This window comes from Rheinheimera sp. MMS21-TC3 (genome assembly GCF_032229285.1).
GTDB lineage: Bacteria > Pseudomonadota > Gammaproteobacteria > Enterobacterales > Alteromonadaceae > Alishewanella.
This window is the reverse complement of the sequence record NZ_CP135084.1, coordinates 1334881-1350211: the sequence shown is the minus strand read 5'-3', so window position 1 is coordinate 1350211 and position 15331 is coordinate 1334881. Positions and strand designations below refer to the sequence as shown.

16 protein-coding genes, 1 tRNA gene and 1 pseudogene are annotated in these 15331 nt (G+C 42.5%); 9 read left to right on the top strand and 9 right to left on the bottom strand.

Annotated elements, in window-relative coordinates:
* Positions 1 to 11: 11 nt before the first annotated feature.
* Complete coding sequence (locus tag RDV63_RS06770) at positions 12 to 890, top strand: alpha/beta hydrolase (protein WP_313908745.1); 879 nt, start codon at positions 12 to 14, stop codon at positions 888 to 890.
* Between the two features lie 70 nt (positions 891 to 960).
* On the top strand, positions 961 to 2085 hold the full coding sequence (locus RDV63_RS06765; protein WP_313908744.1) for an META domain-containing protein: 1125 nt from the start codon (positions 961 to 963) through the stop codon (positions 2083 to 2085).
* Positions 2086 to 2154: 69 nt separating this feature from the next.
* On the opposite strand, the gene rplT is transcribed toward RDV63_RS06765, so the two are convergent.
* From rplT to thrS, 4 genes are all read right to left on the bottom strand, one after another.
* Positions 2155 to 2511 (bottom strand): 50S ribosomal protein L20, encoded by a 357-nt coding sequence (rplT, locus tag RDV63_RS06760; protein ID WP_313908743.1) that lies wholly within the window; start codon positions 2509 to 2511, stop codon positions 2155 to 2157.
* 16 nt (positions 2512 to 2527) lie between these two features.
* Positions 2528 to 2725 carry a 50S ribosomal protein L35 gene (rpmI, locus tag RDV63_RS06755; protein ID WP_313910392.1) on the bottom strand — a complete coding sequence of 66 codons (198 nt, stop codon included), beginning with the start codon at positions 2723 to 2725 and terminating at the stop codon, positions 2528 to 2530.
* A gap of 112 nt (positions 2726 to 2837) precedes the next feature.
* Positions 2838 to 3380, bottom strand: a complete 543-nt coding sequence (gene infC / locus RDV63_RS06750; protein ID WP_313910390.1) for a translation initiation factor IF-3 — start codon at positions 3378 to 3380, stop codon at positions 2838 to 2840.
* Between the two features lie 42 nt (positions 3381 to 3422).
* Positions 3423 to 5333, bottom strand: a complete 1911-nt coding sequence (gene thrS / locus RDV63_RS06745) for a threonine--tRNA ligase (RefSeq protein WP_313908742.1) — start codon at positions 5331 to 5333, stop codon at positions 3423 to 3425.
* A gap of 300 nt (positions 5334 to 5633) precedes the next feature.
* On the opposite strand from thrS, the gene RDV63_RS06740 reads away from it, so the two are divergent.
* Positions 5634 to 6395, top strand: a complete 762-nt coding sequence (locus RDV63_RS06740) for a pteridine reductase (protein ID WP_313908741.1) — start codon at positions 5634 to 5636, stop codon at positions 6393 to 6395.
* Between the two features lie 22 nt (positions 6396 to 6417).
* Positions 6418 to 6612, top strand: a complete 195-nt coding sequence (locus RDV63_RS06735; protein ID WP_313908740.1) for a CPXCG motif-containing cysteine-rich protein — start codon at positions 6418 to 6420, stop codon at positions 6610 to 6612.
* A gap of 31 nt (positions 6613 to 6643) precedes the next feature.
* Here RDV63_RS06735 and RDV63_RS06730 read toward each other — a convergent pair whose 3' ends face one another.
* Positions 6644 to 7270, bottom strand: coding sequence for a riboflavin synthase subunit alpha (locus RDV63_RS06730; RefSeq protein ID WP_313908739.1), 627 nt, complete (start codon positions 7268 to 7270; stop codon positions 6644 to 6646).
* 54 nt (positions 7271 to 7324) lie between these two features.
* Between RDV63_RS06730 and RDV63_RS06725 the strand changes: the two genes are divergently transcribed.
* The 3 genes from RDV63_RS06725 (at position 7325) to RDV63_RS06715 (ending at position 9882) form a co-directional block, all read left to right on the top strand.
* Complete coding sequence (locus RDV63_RS06725) at positions 7325 to 8704, top strand: MATE family efflux transporter (RefSeq protein ID WP_313908738.1); 1380 nt, start codon at positions 7325 to 7327, stop codon at positions 8702 to 8704.
* A complete protein-coding gene (locus RDV63_RS06720) occupies positions 8670 to 9680 on the top strand; it encodes a DUF3080 family protein (RefSeq protein WP_313908737.1) in 1011 nt (336 codons plus the stop codon). The genes RDV63_RS06725 and RDV63_RS06720 overlap by 35 nt, the downstream gene beginning before the upstream one ends.
* A gap of 125 nt (positions 9681 to 9805) precedes the next feature.
* A tRNA-Val gene (locus RDV63_RS06715) sits at positions 9806 to 9882 on the top strand.
* A 452-nt stretch (positions 9883 to 10334) separates the two neighbouring features.
* On the opposite strand, the gene RDV63_RS06710 is transcribed toward RDV63_RS06715, so the two are convergent.
* The gene (locus RDV63_RS06710; protein WP_313910389.1) at positions 10335 to 10556 is read right to left on the bottom strand and encodes an IclR family transcriptional regulator C-terminal domain-containing protein; all 222 of its coding nucleotides are present in this window, start codon (positions 10554 to 10556) and stop codon (positions 10335 to 10337) included.
* A gap of 59 nt (positions 10557 to 10615) precedes the next feature.
* Here RDV63_RS06710 and RDV63_RS06705 point away from each other — a divergent pair.
* Positions 10616 to 10864 (top strand): annotated as a pseudogene (locus tag RDV63_RS06705) (efflux RND transporter permease subunit); the annotation flags it as partial.
* Between the two features lie 4 nt (positions 10865 to 10868).
* Positions 10869 to 12230 carry an efflux transporter outer membrane subunit gene (locus RDV63_RS06700; RefSeq protein WP_313908736.1) on the top strand — a complete coding sequence of 454 codons (1362 nt, stop codon included), beginning with the start codon at positions 10869 to 10871 and terminating at the stop codon, positions 12228 to 12230.
* A gap of 430 nt (positions 12231 to 12660) precedes the next feature.
* Here the strand turns inward: RDV63_RS06700 and pcaD are convergent, their stop codons facing one another.
* From pcaD to RDV63_RS06685, 3 genes are read right to left on the bottom strand one after another with little or no spacing between them, the layout of a single operon-like run.
* The gene (gene pcaD / locus RDV63_RS06695) at positions 12661 to 13437 is read right to left on the bottom strand and encodes a 3-oxoadipate enol-lactonase (RefSeq protein ID WP_313908735.1); all 777 of its coding nucleotides are present in this window, start codon (positions 13435 to 13437) and stop codon (positions 12661 to 12663) included.
* Positions 13427 to 14650 (bottom strand): 3-oxoadipyl-CoA thiolase, encoded by a 1224-nt coding sequence (gene pcaF / locus RDV63_RS06690; RefSeq protein WP_313908734.1) that lies wholly within the window; start codon positions 14648 to 14650, stop codon positions 13427 to 13429. Before pcaF ends, pcaD begins: the two co-directional genes overlap by 11 nt.
* Before the next feature lie 3 nt (positions 14651 to 14653).
* A complete protein-coding gene (locus RDV63_RS06685) occupies positions 14654 to 15325 on the bottom strand; it encodes a 3-oxoacid CoA-transferase subunit B (RefSeq protein WP_313908733.1) in 672 nt (223 codons plus the stop codon).
* Positions 15326 to 15331 lie beyond the last annotated feature (6 nt).

Here is a 15331-nt window from a genome sequence, read left to right as displayed (position 1 = left end):
GAATTCTATTTATGCAATTAATACCTTGGTCTTTTACTACGGCTTCTGGTTTTATTTTAAGGGGAGAGCGTAGCAAACCAAGTGGCAAGCCTGTGCTACATATATTACATGGTAATGGCTTTTGTAGCGCCATGTACCAACCTATGCTGCAGCAGCTAGTTGGCGATTTTGATTTATTTTTATCCGATGCACAGGGCCATGGCGATAGCGATCATGGTGGACGCTTTGTTGGCTGGAATCTAAGTGCAGACTATGCAAAACAAGCCTGGTTAGCTCATGCCGACTTGTATCCTGAGGTTGCTGTATTTGGTGTTGGTCATAGCTTTGGCGGCGTACTTACGGCGCTAATACACAGCGAACAACCTAGCCCTTTTAAGGCTATTATTTTATTAGATCCGGTATTATTTACACCGGCCATGATTGCTGTAATGGCAACACTTAATGGCATTAAGCTGTATCATAGAAATCCTTTAGCTAAAGCAGCTTTACGGCGCAGACAACATTGGCCAAATCGTGAAACAGCCTTAGCTTACTTCAAAAATAGAGGTATGTTTAAGCATTGGCAGCCCGAGTCTCTGGCCGCTTATGTCGATCATGCGTTAAAGCCATCGGCTGAGGGTTTAAGTTTAAAATGTTTACCAGAGCGCGAAGCTGAAATTTTTTCATCTTACCCCAAGCTATTATGGCAGCAACTGGCTAAACCTTGCCCAGCCGTATTTATACTTTATGCTAAACACAGCTATAGTTTTATTAAGACTGCGGTTAACCGATGGCAAAAACGTAACTCTGCTGTAATACTTGAACAAGTTGAAGGTGATCATTGCTTTATGCAGCAATACCCAGAAGACAGTGCTGCTAAATTACGGCAAATTATCCACTCTATTCCTTAATAGGTATTTATTAGTTAATCCTATTAAATATTTCCGATATAATGATAAAAATTTTACTTAGGAATTTTAGATGAAAAAGCGTTTATTAATTAGCGCGCTATTATTATCCGCTTGTACACCTTTACCGCCATCAGTTGATAAACTATCTCCCGCTGCGGTAAATAAACCTGAACCCGAGCAGCAGAAAGTTGATCAAACTACAACTCCTGCTCTTGATGACTCATCTACTACAGCGACGGCAATACCAGAGCAGCCAACAGAGTTAACGCTTATTACCATTAATACGGATATGTCTTTTATCGGGGTACTACCTTGTGCTGACTGTCCTGGTATTAGCTATCATATTAATTTATTTCGCGATGGCCGCTTTGAAGCTCGTCAAGAATACTTAGAGCGTGACTATGTAAACATAGTTAAAGGTATTTGGCTGTTAGAAAACCGTAATTTACATTTAGTTAATCAGCAAGAGAACTTACCTGGTTTTCACTTTGTAACCCCCAATACAATTACTATGCTGGGTTTAAATGGCCAACCTATTCTTAATAACCCTTTATACCAGTTACCGCGTGATACTGAGTTCAAGAAGCTAGATACTCGCCAAGCTTTATTAGGCAGTTATCAATTACATAATAATATAGCGACCTTTACTAGCTGTACAACTGGTGAATCTTTTACCGTGGCTAACACCCAACATCATTTGCCAGTAATGCGCCAGTACCAGCAAAATCATAAATTAAAACATCAGGCCGTTATTGCTACGCTAGTTGGTCGTAAAGGCCAAGATGAACAGCCTAATCAGTTATTTATAGATTCATTTGACCAGTTTTGGCCAGAAGCTAATTGTGCAAAAAATGTGACACCAGATAATTACAAAGGCATAGTGTGGCGTGCCGATAAATTTGCCAATAGTAAAATTCCAGCACAATTAAAAATTAAAGTGGTTTTTACAGATACTGATACTGTTTATGGCTTTTCCGGTTGTAACAACTTTAGTGGCAAGTATAAGCAACAGGCTAGCCTATTAAATGTGCAACCTTTGGCGAGCACACGTAAAGTCTGCACAACAGGAAATAAAGAAGAGCAACGCTTTCTAGAAAACCTGCAAAATGCAGATCGCGCTGAAATTAATGGTAAAAAACTGCAGCTGTTTAAAAATAACCGAGTGGTATTACAGTTTTCAGCAGCTACTAATTAAGCATTATTTGCTTGTAAAGTCAGTATAAAAAAAGGCACCCTAAGGTGCCTTTTTATTAGCTTAACAATATTAAGCTAAAGCTTGCTTCGCTTTACCAACAAGTGCAGTAAATGCCACTTTATCGTATACAGCGATATCAGCTAAAATCTTACGATCGATTTCAATCGAAGCTTTTTTCAAGCCAGCAATGAAGCGACTATATGTCAAACCGTTCATGCGTGATGCAGCGTTAATACGCGCAATCCACAATTGACGGAACTGACGCTTACGTTGACGACGGTCACGGTAAGCATATTGGCCGGCTTTAATAACAGCCTGGAAAGCAACACGATAAACACGACTGCGGGCACCGTAGTAACCTTTAGCCTGGTTTAACACCTTCTTATGACGCGCGCGCGCCGTTACACCACGTTTTACTCTTGGCATGTCAGACTCCTAATTATTATGCGTACGGCATGCAACGAGCTACGCCCGGTACATCGACTTTAGCGACTAAGGTTTTTGGACCTAACTGACGCTTACGCTTAGAAGACTTCTTCGTCAAAATGTGGCGAAGGTGTGATTGCTTACGTTTAAAGCCACCTGAACCCGTTTTTTTGAAACGTTTCGCGGCGCCTTTATTGGTTTTCATCTTTGGCATAGTTTTATAAACTCGCATTGTTAAATTAAAACGAATAATAAGGCGATAAATAGACACTAATACAACAAAATAAATTGATGTAAAAATATCTACTTATACTTGAATGCACCTATTACTTCTTATTTGGGGCCAGCATCATGATCATCTGGCGACCTTCCACCCGTGAAGGGAAAGATTCGCACACGGCTATGTCAGCTAAATCTTCTTTAATCCGATTTAACATTTCAATGCCTATATCAGTATGCGCCATTTCACGACCACGATAGCGTAGTGTTACTTTAGCTTTGTCACCCTCTTCAATGAAGCGACGCAGGTTGCGTAGTTTTACCTGGTAATCGCCTTCATCAGTTCCAGGCCGGAATTTTATTTCCTTAATCTGGATCTGTTTTTGCTTCTTCTTTTGTTCTTTCAGAGCTTTGCTCTTCTCGAACAGGAACTTACCGTAGTCCATCAACTTACAGACTGGCGGTTCAGCTGTCGGGCTAATTTCTACTAAATCAGCAGCAGCTTCTTCAGCTAACCGAATTGCTTCAGCCGTTGTCACGACGCCCAGCTGCTCACCTTCCATACCAATTAATCGCACTTCTGGCAGATTAATCTCTTCATTTATCCTGTTAGGACGGTTGGCCGGTAATGTTTTCTTTCCTACTTTAATAGTATGTTCCTCCAGAAATTATTCTTATATGACACTAATGTGTCAGACTCGGTCTGCTATTTCAGCTGTAATTTTATCTATAAAAGCTTGAATAGTCAGTTTACCTAAGTCTTCGCCTTTACGCGTTCTCAGGGCAATTTCACCTGATTCCATTTCTTTATCACCAACAACGGCAAGATAAGGAATACGCTTCAGCGTGTGCTCGCGGATTTTAAAGCCTATCTTCTCATTTCTCAAGTCACTTATGACTCTAATTCCATGAGATTTCAATTTTTTCATCAATTCTTGCACATATTCGGCTTGATTATCCGTAATATTCATTACTACAACCTGATTAGGTGCTAACCAAGTTGGGAATTGTCCTGCATATTCTTCAATTAGTATACCAATAAAACGCTCTAATGATCCTAAAATAGCACGGTGAATCATTACAGGAACTTGTCTTTCACCACTTTCGGCAATATAAGTTGCGCCTAAACGTGTTGGCATAGAGAAATCTAACTGTACTGTACCACATTGCCACGCTCTGCCTAAACTATCATGCAAGGTAAATTCAATTTTCGGGCCGTAAAAAGCACCTTCACCGTGTAAGTAAGCAAATTCAATATTTTTTGCATTTAATACTTCAGCTAAAGCTTTTTCTGATTTATCCCAAATTTCATCTGAGCCGACACGTTTTTCTGGACGTGTTGATAGTTTTACTTCAATGTTTTCGAAACCAAAGGTTTTATAGGTTTCGTATACCATATCAATACAGCCGCCAACTTCAGCAACAATTTGTTCTTCAGTACAGAAGATATGAGCATCATCTTGAGTAAAGCCACGCACTCGCATTAAGCCATGCAGCGATCCCGATGGTTCGTTACGGTGACAACAACCAAACTCAGCCATACGCAATGGTAAATCACGGTAAGACTTTAAACCTTGATTAAATATTTGTACATGACCTGGACAGTTCATAGGTTTAATAGCATATTCGCGTTTTTCTGACTCAGTGGTAAACATGCTGTCAGCAAATTTATCCCAATGACCTGATTTTTCCCACAAGGTGCGATCCATCATTAATGGACCTTTTACTTCGTCATAATCGTAAGAGCGAAGTTTTTCACGAATAAAACGTTCTAATTCGGTAAAGATAGTCCAACCATCATTATGCCAAAATACCATGCCTGGCGCTTCTTCTTGCCAGTGGAATAAGTTTAAGGCTTTACCAATTTTACGATGGTCACGCTTTTCTGCTTCTTCTAACTGTAATAAATACGCGGCTAATTGTTTTTTATCTGCCCAAGCTGTGCCATAAATACGCTGTAACATTTTATTTTTAGAATCGCCACGCCAGTAAGCACCGGCAAACTTCATTATTTTAAAATGTTGGCAAAAACGCATGTTAGGCACATGAGGGCCACGGCACATATCAATATATTCTTCATGATGATACAAACCAGGTTGATCATCACGGCTGACATTTTGTTCTAAAATTTCTAATTTATAAGTTTCGCCACGGGCCTTAAAGGTGTCGTAGGCTTCTTGCCAGCTTACTTTGTGTTTAACTACGTCATATTCTGTTTTCGCTAGCTCTTTCATCCGCGTCTCAAGCGTAGCTAAATCTTCAGTAGTCAAAGGGCGATCTAAATCGATGTCGTAATAAAAGCCTTTGTCTATTACTGGGCCTATGGCCATTTTCACATTAGGCCAAAGTTGTTTAATAGCGTGGCCTAATAAGTGGGCACAAGAGTGGCGGATAATCTCAATGCCCGCTTCATCTTTAGCTGTAATAATGCTTAAGGTGGCATCCGTTTCTATGCTTTCACAAGCATCAACAAGTTGGCCATTTACCTTACCGGCAATAGTCGCTTTGGCTAAGCCTGGACCAATATCTTTGGCAACATCTAAAACTGAAACGGCGTGATCAAACGAGCGCTGGCTGCCATCAGGCAGTGTAATAACTGGCATGCTACTTCCTTAATACAGTGGTGGCCCACACCAAGGGACACTTGTTAAACAATAGAACAGTCACTATGCAGTAAATCAATTGATGGCTTATACAAGAAGCCATTTGATAAACCGGGCATAATAACTGAAAGGATTATTACGTGGTGAGGTGCCATACTAACATAATTGGCCTATATCTTCCAGCAGACAGCCCTAACAAAGCCTATTAATTTACTTCTTATTAAACGTTTTTAAGCATAATGAACGACAAGAGTAGAATATTATATACTGCAGCTATAAATTTTATTATGAGAGCTATTTATGCACAGTAACCAACAAAATGTTGCTCTGGTCACGGGCAGCGCCAAGCGATTAGGCCGAAAAATGATTGAAACCCTGCATCATGCTGGTTATAGAGTCATTATTCATTGTCATCAGTCTATAGATGCCGCTAACGCCTTAGCCAAGCGGTTAAACCAGAAACGGCCAAATAGCGCCAAAGTTGTTAGCGCTAACTTACTTGAACCGCAGCAAATTAAAGCTTTAGCGGCAGCTAGCTTAGCCTGCTTTAACCGAATAGATGTGTTAGTGAATAATGCTTCTAGCTTTTATCCCACCCCTATCGCCACAGCCAGCCAAGCTAATTGGCATGACTTAGTTGGCAGCAATGTACAAGCACCTTACTTTTTAAGCCAAGCTTTAGTGCCAGAGTTAACTAAACATAATGGCGTTATTATTAATATGGTAGATATTCATGCCGACAAGCCGCTACAAGAGTACAGTATTTATTGTATGGCCAAGGCAGCCTTAAAAATGATGACCAAGTCGCTAGCGCGAGAACTTGCACCTACAGTAAGAGTAAATGGCATAGCTCCAGGGGCTATTTTATGGCCAAGCGAGGGTGCACCGGCATTGGCTGAACATGAAAAAGCCGCTATTTTGCAACAAATACCGTTAAATCGTTTAGGCGATCCAACCGATATTGCCCAAACTCTGCTATTTTTAGTGCAAGCGCCTTACATAACAGGCCAAATTATTGCTGTAGACGGTGGCCGTAGTTTAGGAGGGGCCAATAAAGCTTAATAGCTAAGCTAAGGAGAACACTATGTTAAATCGCAATATAGATTGCCCTTTTTGTGGCTACCCTATGCAGTTAACGATTGAAGTTACCGATGACGACCAAGATTATGTGGAGGATTGCAGTAATTGCTGCAACCCAATTCATATTAGGGTACATAAAGACGAGCAGCATCGCAGTATTCAAGTTTTTATCGATGCTGATGATGAGCAATATTACTAGTAGTTTTTACTACTCATCAGCAACTATACTATTAATTATGCTGGTTAAAACGTTGCGCCATAATACGCTCAACTGTTTTTATAATAGTTTGTGTTTGCTGATCTATCTCAATATTGACCCTATCGCCTATTTGTTTTTGGTCCAGCGTGGTTATGGCTAAAGTTTCTGGTATTAAATGCAAATTAAAGCCCTCAGCCTGAACCTCACCTACGGTTAAACTACAACCTTCAACGGCAATAAAACCTTTACTTAAAATATATGGCATAAATTCAGCCGCAACAGCTAAGCGCATAAAACAGTTATGGCTGTCTTTAACTAGCTCTGTGATAGTTGCTGTAGTTTGAATATGGCCAGAAACAATGTGACCGCCTATTTCACTACCAAAGGTTAATGAGCGTTCAAAGTTAACCTGTTGCTGTGGTTTAATGGCACCTAAATTGGTTTTGCTTAAGGTTTCTGCTATTACATCAAAACAGACCCAGCCCGCTGCTGAGTCAAACTCGGTAACCGTTAAACACACACCATTAATTGCAATGCTAGCGCCACGCGCTAATTGCTTTAAAAACTCAAGATCAACGCTTAGTTTAAGCCGACGAAATTGTACTTGGTCGTGTATTTCTGTCACCAAAGCTTTGGTTTGCACTATTCCAGTAAACATATACCCTCTATTATGCTACATTGCTCGCCTTTATAGCCTTAAGAAAAAGTCACTATGCTACCCTTTTCTCGGTTTGAAGCCAGAACCATCTTAAAACTTTCCGGCCCTATTGTAATAGCCCAACTAACACAAACCCTAATGTATTTTGTTGATACCGTTATGGCAGGTCGCTACAGTGCTGTTGATATGGCGGCCATCGCCGTTGCTTCCGGTTTATGGCTGCCAGTTATATTAACCTTACAAGGGTTAATATTAGCCTTAACGCCTATAGTGGCCCAGCACTATGGCAATAATCAACATAAACCCGTTACCCACTTTACTGTGCAGGCTATGTATTTAGCCATGGCATTAGCTGCAGCTTTATTTGTTGTTATGCTTTTTGTGCAATACCCTATCGACTTGCTGCAAATGGAAGCCGAGTTACGGCAAAAATCTTTAGACTACCTTTACTATGTTAGCTTTGGTTTACTTCCTGCTGCCGGTTATATGGTGATGCGCAGCTTCTTTGAAGGTATAGGTAACACCAAAGCCAGTATGTGGATCAGTTTTGTCGGTATTTTAGTTAATATACCCGCTAATTATATCTTTATTTACGGCAAGCTAGGCATGCCGGCTATGGGTGGTGCCGGTTGTGGCGTGGCCACAGCCTTAGTTTTTACGGCCATGTTTATCGCCGTTATGATTTACGCTTGGCTAAATAAAGCAGCACGTAAATATCGTCAACATCCAGCAAGTTATAAGGTTAACTTAAAAGATTGTTGGCAAATTATTACCATTGGTACCCCTATTGCATTTTCATTGTTTTTTGAGGTCACCCTATTTGCTTGTATTCCACTGGCAATAGTCCACTTAGGCCCAGTTATGGTTGCCGGCCATCAAATTTCACAAAACTTCAGCGGCATCATCTTTATGCTGCCACTCAGTCTTGGCATGGCCACTACCATACGGGTAGGCCATTTAGTAGGCCAAAAGAACTTAAAAGAGTTAAAGAAATCTATTTCTACCGCTGTCGTGCTAGCTATGACCATGTCATTCGTTATTGCTAGTTTAACGTTTTTATTTCGCCACAAAATTGCAGGGCTATATTCGCCAGATCCAACAGTTATTGCCCTTGCCAGCTCGCTACTAATTTTAGCCTGTTTTTATCAGTTATCTGATGCCATACAAGTGGTATCAGCTTGTGCCTTACGCGGTTTAAAACACACTAAGCCTGTGTTTTATATTACCTTAGTATCCTACTGGCCAATCGGTTTTGGCCTAGGTGCTATACTGGGACTAACCGACTGGATAGTACCGGCAATGGGGCCACATGGTTTTTGGCTTGGCATTATCGCGGGCTTATCTGTCGCCGCAGCGTTAATGGCTTACACATTAATTAAAACAATAAAAAGGTTAGAAAATGAAGGCATTGCTATTGCCACTTCTGCTAATTAGTTTAGTTGCTTGTAGCGATAATAGCGGTCAGCAGCAGTTAGAAGATTACCAGCAACGACTAACTCGAGTATTACAACTAGAGCCTAAACCACTAACCTTAGTGCCCGTAGAGCCTTTAGTCGCTGTGCGTGATTTAAAACAATCTCCTGCAGATATTCGCCTTGACTTAGCCGATGCTCATACCACTAGGCAATGCAGCTTAGATCAATTAATAGGTGAGCGAAATAGCAGCTTAGGCCGACTATACAGCCCAAGTAAATTGTTAAACTATGAGCTGCGCTTATTAAACGCTTTAGATCGCTGCTTAAAGCAACCTTGGCAAGACAGCCAGCTTCAACAAACCCTACAACAAGCTTACCGTGATAAACAAGCTGATATAGCTATTTCACTACAAAATATGCTGTATACCGACACCACTTTACGTAAAGAGCTAATAGGCACCTCGCAAACCTTACCTGTGCAAGCAGCGGGTTTTACAGAAACCTGGCAAGCCTTAACCAAATTAAATCAACTTAAAACCTATATTGAACAACAAAATTGGGCTGATGCCAGCGACATTAATATCGAACAGCAATTACAGCAGTTGTATCAATATAATTTTATTGGCCGTTTACAATACAGCCTGCGTGTAAGTGGTCAACAATTACAGCAGCTTAACAGTCTGCTGCAGCCCATTTCTACTTACTCACTTTGCCCCAACCAACGCGAAACCGAGCAGCTAACAATATTAGCGAATGTTTTTCAAAAGTATTATCTCGTAAAAATTCAGGTTTATATTGGCCAATTAGATCAATATCAGCAGCAGTTAATTCCGCTTATTAGCAACTTGTATCAACAAAGCCCACTATCGCCCATGCTAGAGCAACGTTTTATTGCCAGCCATAATGTGATGCGCCAGCAACTCCAGCACCATGTGCAATGGTGGCAGCAGCTAAACAACAGCTGCCCCATTACATTGCAGGCAGCTGCTAATTAAGCCTCTACTGCTTAAAAATGCACCAAACAAGCTAAAGAAATTGAAAAACACTTGCCATTAATCCAGTCGCGACCTAACATAGCCGCGGTTGTTAGCCGACAGGCAACAAGCAATATCAAAAATGTGCGTCCTTAGCTCAGCTGGTTAGAGCACCACCTTGACATGGTGGGGGTCGGTGGTTCGAGTCCACTAGGACGCACCATAAATTCAAACAAAAAGCCGCTTTTAAAGCGGCTTTTTTGTTTTCTAACATACTGAACATTCTTGATTTTATATCCTGCCAAATTAAAATTTCAAACAATCCCTTAGCTTTAGCTTCAACACATCATTACCTTTAATTGCAACAAAATGTGTTTTGTGACCAATCTGTGACCAAAATAAATATTTTCACGTAGCACATTTAAAAGTTTTATGACCACTACCTAAGTTTGGCACAACTTTAATTTTTTATAAAAAATGGCCGCTTAGCGGCCACATAAGAAGAATTTTTTACGGGGTAGTTACACAACAAATTGTCCTCTACTTAGTTCATTATTTTCTGAGCAACTGCTTTGGTTAAGCAAATTGTAGAAATCAACTATTTCCGGAAAATAAATTATATAGAGACTCAGTTTTCAGGCGGTATACCAACCTTGATATGGTTTAAATAGTTTATTAGGCTAATTTTCTTTCTATCTGTGCTTTACATGCCTGTAACGCTGTTACTAACCGTTGCTGATCTTTTGTCCTGAAACTGGGCACAACAGCAGCAAGAGCATATTGCCCTAGATAGGTATTCACGATTACTGCGAATCCTGACACGCCGGCGGCAAACTCTTCATGGTCCACTGCATAACCTTGCTCAGCAATTTGAGTAAGCTCAGCAAGTAAGCTAATTTGCCAAAGATCTTTATGAAAAACAAGGGCGCAGTCTACTCGAGGCGGTAACAGAAGCCGCCAGACTGAGGGTCCGCCCTATTATTATGACCTCATTGGCTTTTGTGTTTGGCGTGCTACCGCTAGCTATCGCCACAGGTGCTAGCAGTGGCAGTCAGCATGCAATAGGAACGGGTGTGGTCGGTGGCACCTTGGCGGCTACCTTCATAGCAGTATTTTTTGTACCGCTATTCTTTGCGGTTATTACTGGCAGTTTTGCAGCTAAAGATAAAAACGCAAACCCGACTGTAATCAACACACAGGATTAAATAAATGAGATCTATTCGTTTCCCGTTATTGCTGCTTAGTGTCGCCATCATCTCGGCTTGTAGTCATACGCCAGAGAATACCCTGCCACCGCTGCCGGTGAATGTCGCAGCAACTAGCGCTGTGCAGGTTCAGGCTGACTGGCAAAGTTTTTATCAGGACCCAGAGCTTAATAAACTGATTATTATGGCTCTAGACCATAACCAAGATTTGCGCCAAGCCGCATTACAAAGTGCAGCCTTTCGTGCTCAATATCAGATCCGACAAAGTGATCGACTGCCTGATGTCGCCGTTCAAGCTGAATTCTCCCGACAACGCACACCTATTACTGTCGGCAGTAACAATAGCATTAGCCAGCAATCGGCCTTAGAGCTGGGATTGGTGGCTTATGAACTAGACTTGTTTGACCGGATAAAAAACTTAGAACAAGCTGCTTTAAACGAATATCTGGCCAGCATGGCAGATGAACGCACCGTAAAATTAGCCCTGATTAGCGATGTCGCTACATCATGGCTGAGCTTATTGAGCTATCAGCAACAATCCAATTTGCTGAGCGAAACTTTGGCTAACTACCGTGAAAATTTAAATTTGCAACTGTCGCTGGCAGCAGAAGGCATCACATCATCTGTTGCTGTGCAGCAAGCACGCCTATTGGTTAACCAGGCCCAGGCTGAACTTATCGTCTACCAACGATTACTAAAACAAGAACAACACGCTCTTGAACTCTTGCTAGGTACGGCATTACCGGACAATATTCTGCCTGCAGATTTTCCGGCCCTGCCCAAACTACCTGCTGAGTTATCAGCAGACGTTTTATTGCAACGACCGGATATTCAGGCTGCAGAACAACGCCTTTATGCCGCTAACGCCAATGTTGCAGCAGCCAGAGCAGCTTATTATCCAAGTATCAGGCTAACTGCGGCTGCCGGCACTAGTAGCCGAGCGTTAGATGATTTGTTTAGTGCCGGCTCTGGCAGTTGGCGCTTTCTGCCACAGATAAGTCTGCCGATCTTTACCGGTGGTCGTCTGGACGCTAGCCACGACTTTGCAACAGTACAGCAAGATATCCGGGTAGCAGCTTACGAAAAGAGTATTCAGCAAGCATTTCGAGAAGTAAAGGATGCTTTAACCGCTCACAATCATCTAACCGAACAAGTTCTTGCCCAACAGCAGTTAGTTGCGACAGCACGCAAACTGGTAACGCTGGCAGATGAGCGTAATCAAGCGGGTATCGACAGTTTTTTCCCGGTTTTAGATGCGCGTCGCAGCCTATTAGTTGCAGAACAGCAATTGTTACAAACAACCTTGTTGCAACTAAAGAATGAAGTGTTTTTACTTAAGGCTTTAGGTGGAGGGGTTAAAGCTTAAACCAGTAAAATTTAGCTAGAAGCTGCTATTGTAACAAAGTCGCAGTAGCAGCTTTTGCTTCACCAATCCACTTATTATTATGAGACTTGAATAGGTCACAAACATTATATTCAGGAAAACTTGTTGCCGACTCGGTCATTCGCCTTAGCACGTTTTGACAACAATCCTTCTATTGCACTGAGCATTATATTTGCACTGCATTCAATGAGATATTCTTATCCCTCAGGATCTAAAAGTTAAGAGATTTTAAATAAATGAAAAATACAATTTCTTATAACTTTGTTGTTTACATCGATAATATGCATTATTTGAACGAGAAAAGCGTGAACTCGCCTTGCGCTTTATTTACATGCGCAAAGCGTAAAAATGACTAAAGAAGTATGCTGTTTTAACGCCTTATAAAAAATACAATCATTGTTAGATAAGCCGGTTAGCGCAAAAAGCCTTTTAAGGCCTGATTAAAGGCTGAGGGTTGCTCTAAATTGGAAATATGTGACGCTTTTAAGCTCAGTAAACGGGCACTTGGGCAAGCCTGACAAATATCCTTTGCATCCGCCACAGTAGTTACCGGATCGGCATTACCAGCAATCACCAGCAGCGGTATAGTAATTTTAGTTAAACTCGTTCGCAAATCCGCTTCAGCCAGTGCTTCACAACATGCTGCATATCCTTCAGCATCTTGCTGAGCTAAAGTTGCGGTCAAGCTTGCAACCAGCGTATTATTGTTGTTAATAAAGCGCTCGGTAAACCAACGTTGTGGCGCACTTTTGGCTAAATCAACCATCCCTTGCTGTCGTACCATCGCCGCTCGATTGAGCCAAGCTTCAGTTTGGCCAACTTTAGCCGCAGTATTGGCCACCACGATACGCGAAAAACGCTCAGGGGCATAAATAGCCAACCATAAACCCGTTAAGCCACCCATTGAAATGCCACAAAAATGGGCTTTTTTAATATTCAGCGCCCCTAAAACACAAAGAGCATCTTGGCCTAATCGAGTCAATGTATAAGGCCCAACGGGTTTATCTGATGCACCATGGCCACGCGTATCATAACTGATAACATAAAAATGCCGGCTTAATGCCTCAATTTGCGGTTGCCACATCTGCCAATCGGTGCCTAGTGAGTTTGAGAATAACAATGCAGGATTGGCCGGATCTCCGCTACATTGGTAAAACAACTGCACTTTATCGTCAGTTTTAAGCAACATTATCTGCCTCCACTCGTTCAATAATCATCGCAATGCCCTGTCCCACGCCAATACACATGGTGCATAGCGCATAACGCCCACCCGTTCGCTCTAACTGATGCAAAGCCGTCATCACTAATCTGGCACCTGATGCACCTAACGGATGACCTAAAGCAATAGCGCCGCCATTAGGATTAACTTGTGCCGCATCGTCAGCTAGTCCGAGATTTCGCGTCACCGCTAGCGCTTGTGCCGCGAAAGCTTCGTTAAGTTCAATGACATCCATCTGCGACAAATTTAATCCGGTGAGTGCCAACACTTTTTTTACCGCGGGTGCCGGCCCAAACCCCATGATCCGCGGTGCTACACCGGCGACGGCTGTGCCTAAAATTCGTGCTCGTGGTGTTAAGTTATGCGTAACGATGGCACTTGGTGATGCTAATAATATGGCACAGGCACCATCATTAACCCCTGACGCATTCCCCGCTGTCACCGTGCCATTAGCTTTCACTACAGGCTTAAGTTTTTGTAGCGCTGCAAGCGTTGTGTTTGGTCGTAAATGTTCATCGTCACTGACCGTGATTGAATCAGCTTTACGCTGCTGGATCACGACTGGGGCAATTTCGTCGGCAAAAATACCTACTTGCTGCGCTCGTGCAGCACGTTGCTGACTTCGTAAAGCAAAGGCATCCTGATCGTCTCGGCTGATATTAAAATCTTCAGCCACATTTTCTGCCGTAACAGGCATCGCATCGACGCCATGTAACTCGGCCATCAGCGGATTAATAAAGCGCCAGCCAATAGTGGTATCTTCCATTTTCTGGTTCCGAGAGAAACCGCTATCGGCTTTGCCCAACACAAAAGGTGCCCGAGACATGCTTTCAACCCCGCCCGCCAGCACTAATTGTTGCTCACCACTTTTAATCGCTCGCGCACCAATCGCTATGGCATCAAGACTCGAGCCACATAAACGGTTTACGGTAGTGCCTGGTACCTCTATTGGTAAGCCAGCCAATAGCGCCGCCATCCGAGCGACGTTGCGGTTATCTTCACCCGCCTGATTGGCGCAACCATATATCACATCATCTAATTGCTGCCAATTAACCTGGGGCTGGCGTAACATTAAGGCTTTAATTGGCTCTGCCGCTAAGTCATCTGTTCTAACCTGGGCTAGAGCGCCACCAAAACGGGTAAAAGGGGTGCGAATAGCATCACAAATAAATACATCGTTCATCGATTATTGTTCCTTGTCTAGACCACAGTTAGCAGAAAATTGCAGCGGAGCAGCGGTTAGCGCTTGTAGTTGCTCGCGCGTTAAGCCCGGCACCATTTCAATAACCACTAAACCTGTAGCCGTCACATCGATTACAGCAAGATCAGTATAAATACGATCGACACACCCCACGCCCGTTAGAGGGTAACTGCAATTTTTTACAATTTTTGGCTCACCCTTTTTCGTCACATGGTCGGTCGTGACAAATACTTTACGTGCGCCTACCGCTAGATCCATAGCACCGCCGACGGCGGGGATGGCATCGGCCGCGCCGGTATGCCAGTTTGCAAGATCACCATTTTCAGCAATTTGAAAAGCACCCAGCACACAAATATCGATATGACCACCACGCATCATGGTAAACGAATCACCATGGTGAAAATAACAACCACCGGTCAGCAAAGTAACGAACTCTTTGCCAGCGTTAATTAATTCAGGATCTTCTGCACCTTGCTCTGGTGCCGGTCCCATGCCCAGTAAGCCATTTTCACTGTGCAGAAAAATCTCTTTATTTGGATCTAAAAAGTTTGCGATACGGGTGGGTAAACCAATACCCAGATTGACATAACTGCCCTCAGGAATATCCTGTGCCACTCTGGCGGCCAATTGATTGCGACTTAGGGATTGATAACTCATAATATT

Excerpts from the sequence above, each read along its gene's own strand:
- RDV63_RS06770 (WP_313908745.1), top strand. The coding sequence starts at position 12 with ATGCAATTAATACCTTGGTCTTTTACTACGGCTTCTGGTTTTATTTTA.
- RDV63_RS06765 (WP_313908744.1), top strand. The coding sequence starts at position 961 with ATGAAAAAGCGTTTATTAATTAGCGCGCTATTATTATCCGCTTGTACA.
- rplT (WP_313908743.1), bottom strand. The coding sequence starts at position 2,511 with ATGCCAAGAGTAAAACGTGGTGTAACGGCGCGCGCGCGTCATAAGAAG.
- rpmI (WP_313910392.1), bottom strand. The coding sequence starts at position 2,725 with ATGCCAAAGATGAAAACCAATAAAGGCGCCGCGAAACGTTTCAAAAAA.
- thrS (WP_313908742.1), bottom strand. The coding sequence starts at position 5,333 with ATGCCAGTTATTACACTGCCTGATGGCAGCCAGCGCTCGTTTGATCAC.
- RDV63_RS06740 (WP_313908741.1), top strand. The coding sequence starts at position 5,634 with ATGCACAGTAACCAACAAAATGTTGCTCTGGTCACGGGCAGCGCCAAG.
- RDV63_RS06735 (WP_313908740.1), top strand. The coding sequence starts at position 6,418 with ATGTTAAATCGCAATATAGATTGCCCTTTTTGTGGCTACCCTATGCAG.
- RDV63_RS06730 (WP_313908739.1), bottom strand. The coding sequence starts at position 7,270 with ATGTTTACTGGAATAGTGCAAACCAAAGCTTTGGTGACAGAAATACAC.
- RDV63_RS06725 (WP_313908738.1), top strand. The coding sequence starts at position 7,325 with ATGCTACCCTTTTCTCGGTTTGAAGCCAGAACCATCTTAAAACTTTCC.
- RDV63_RS06720 (WP_313908737.1), top strand. The coding sequence starts at position 8,670 with ATGAAGGCATTGCTATTGCCACTTCTGCTAATTAGTTTAGTTGCTTGT.
- RDV63_RS06700 (WP_313908736.1), top strand. The coding sequence starts at position 10,869 with ATGAGATCTATTCGTTTCCCGTTATTGCTGCTTAGTGTCGCCATCATC.
- pcaD (WP_313908735.1), bottom strand. The coding sequence starts at position 13,437 with ATGTTGCTTAAAACTGACGATAAAGTGCAGTTGTTTTACCAATGTAGC.
- pcaF (WP_313908734.1), bottom strand. The coding sequence starts at position 14,650 with ATGAACGATGTATTTATTTGTGATGCTATTCGCACCCCTTTTACCCGT.
- RDV63_RS06685 (WP_313908733.1), bottom strand. The coding sequence starts at position 15,325 with ATGAGTTATCAATCCCTAAGTCGCAATCAATTGGCCGCCAGAGTGGCA.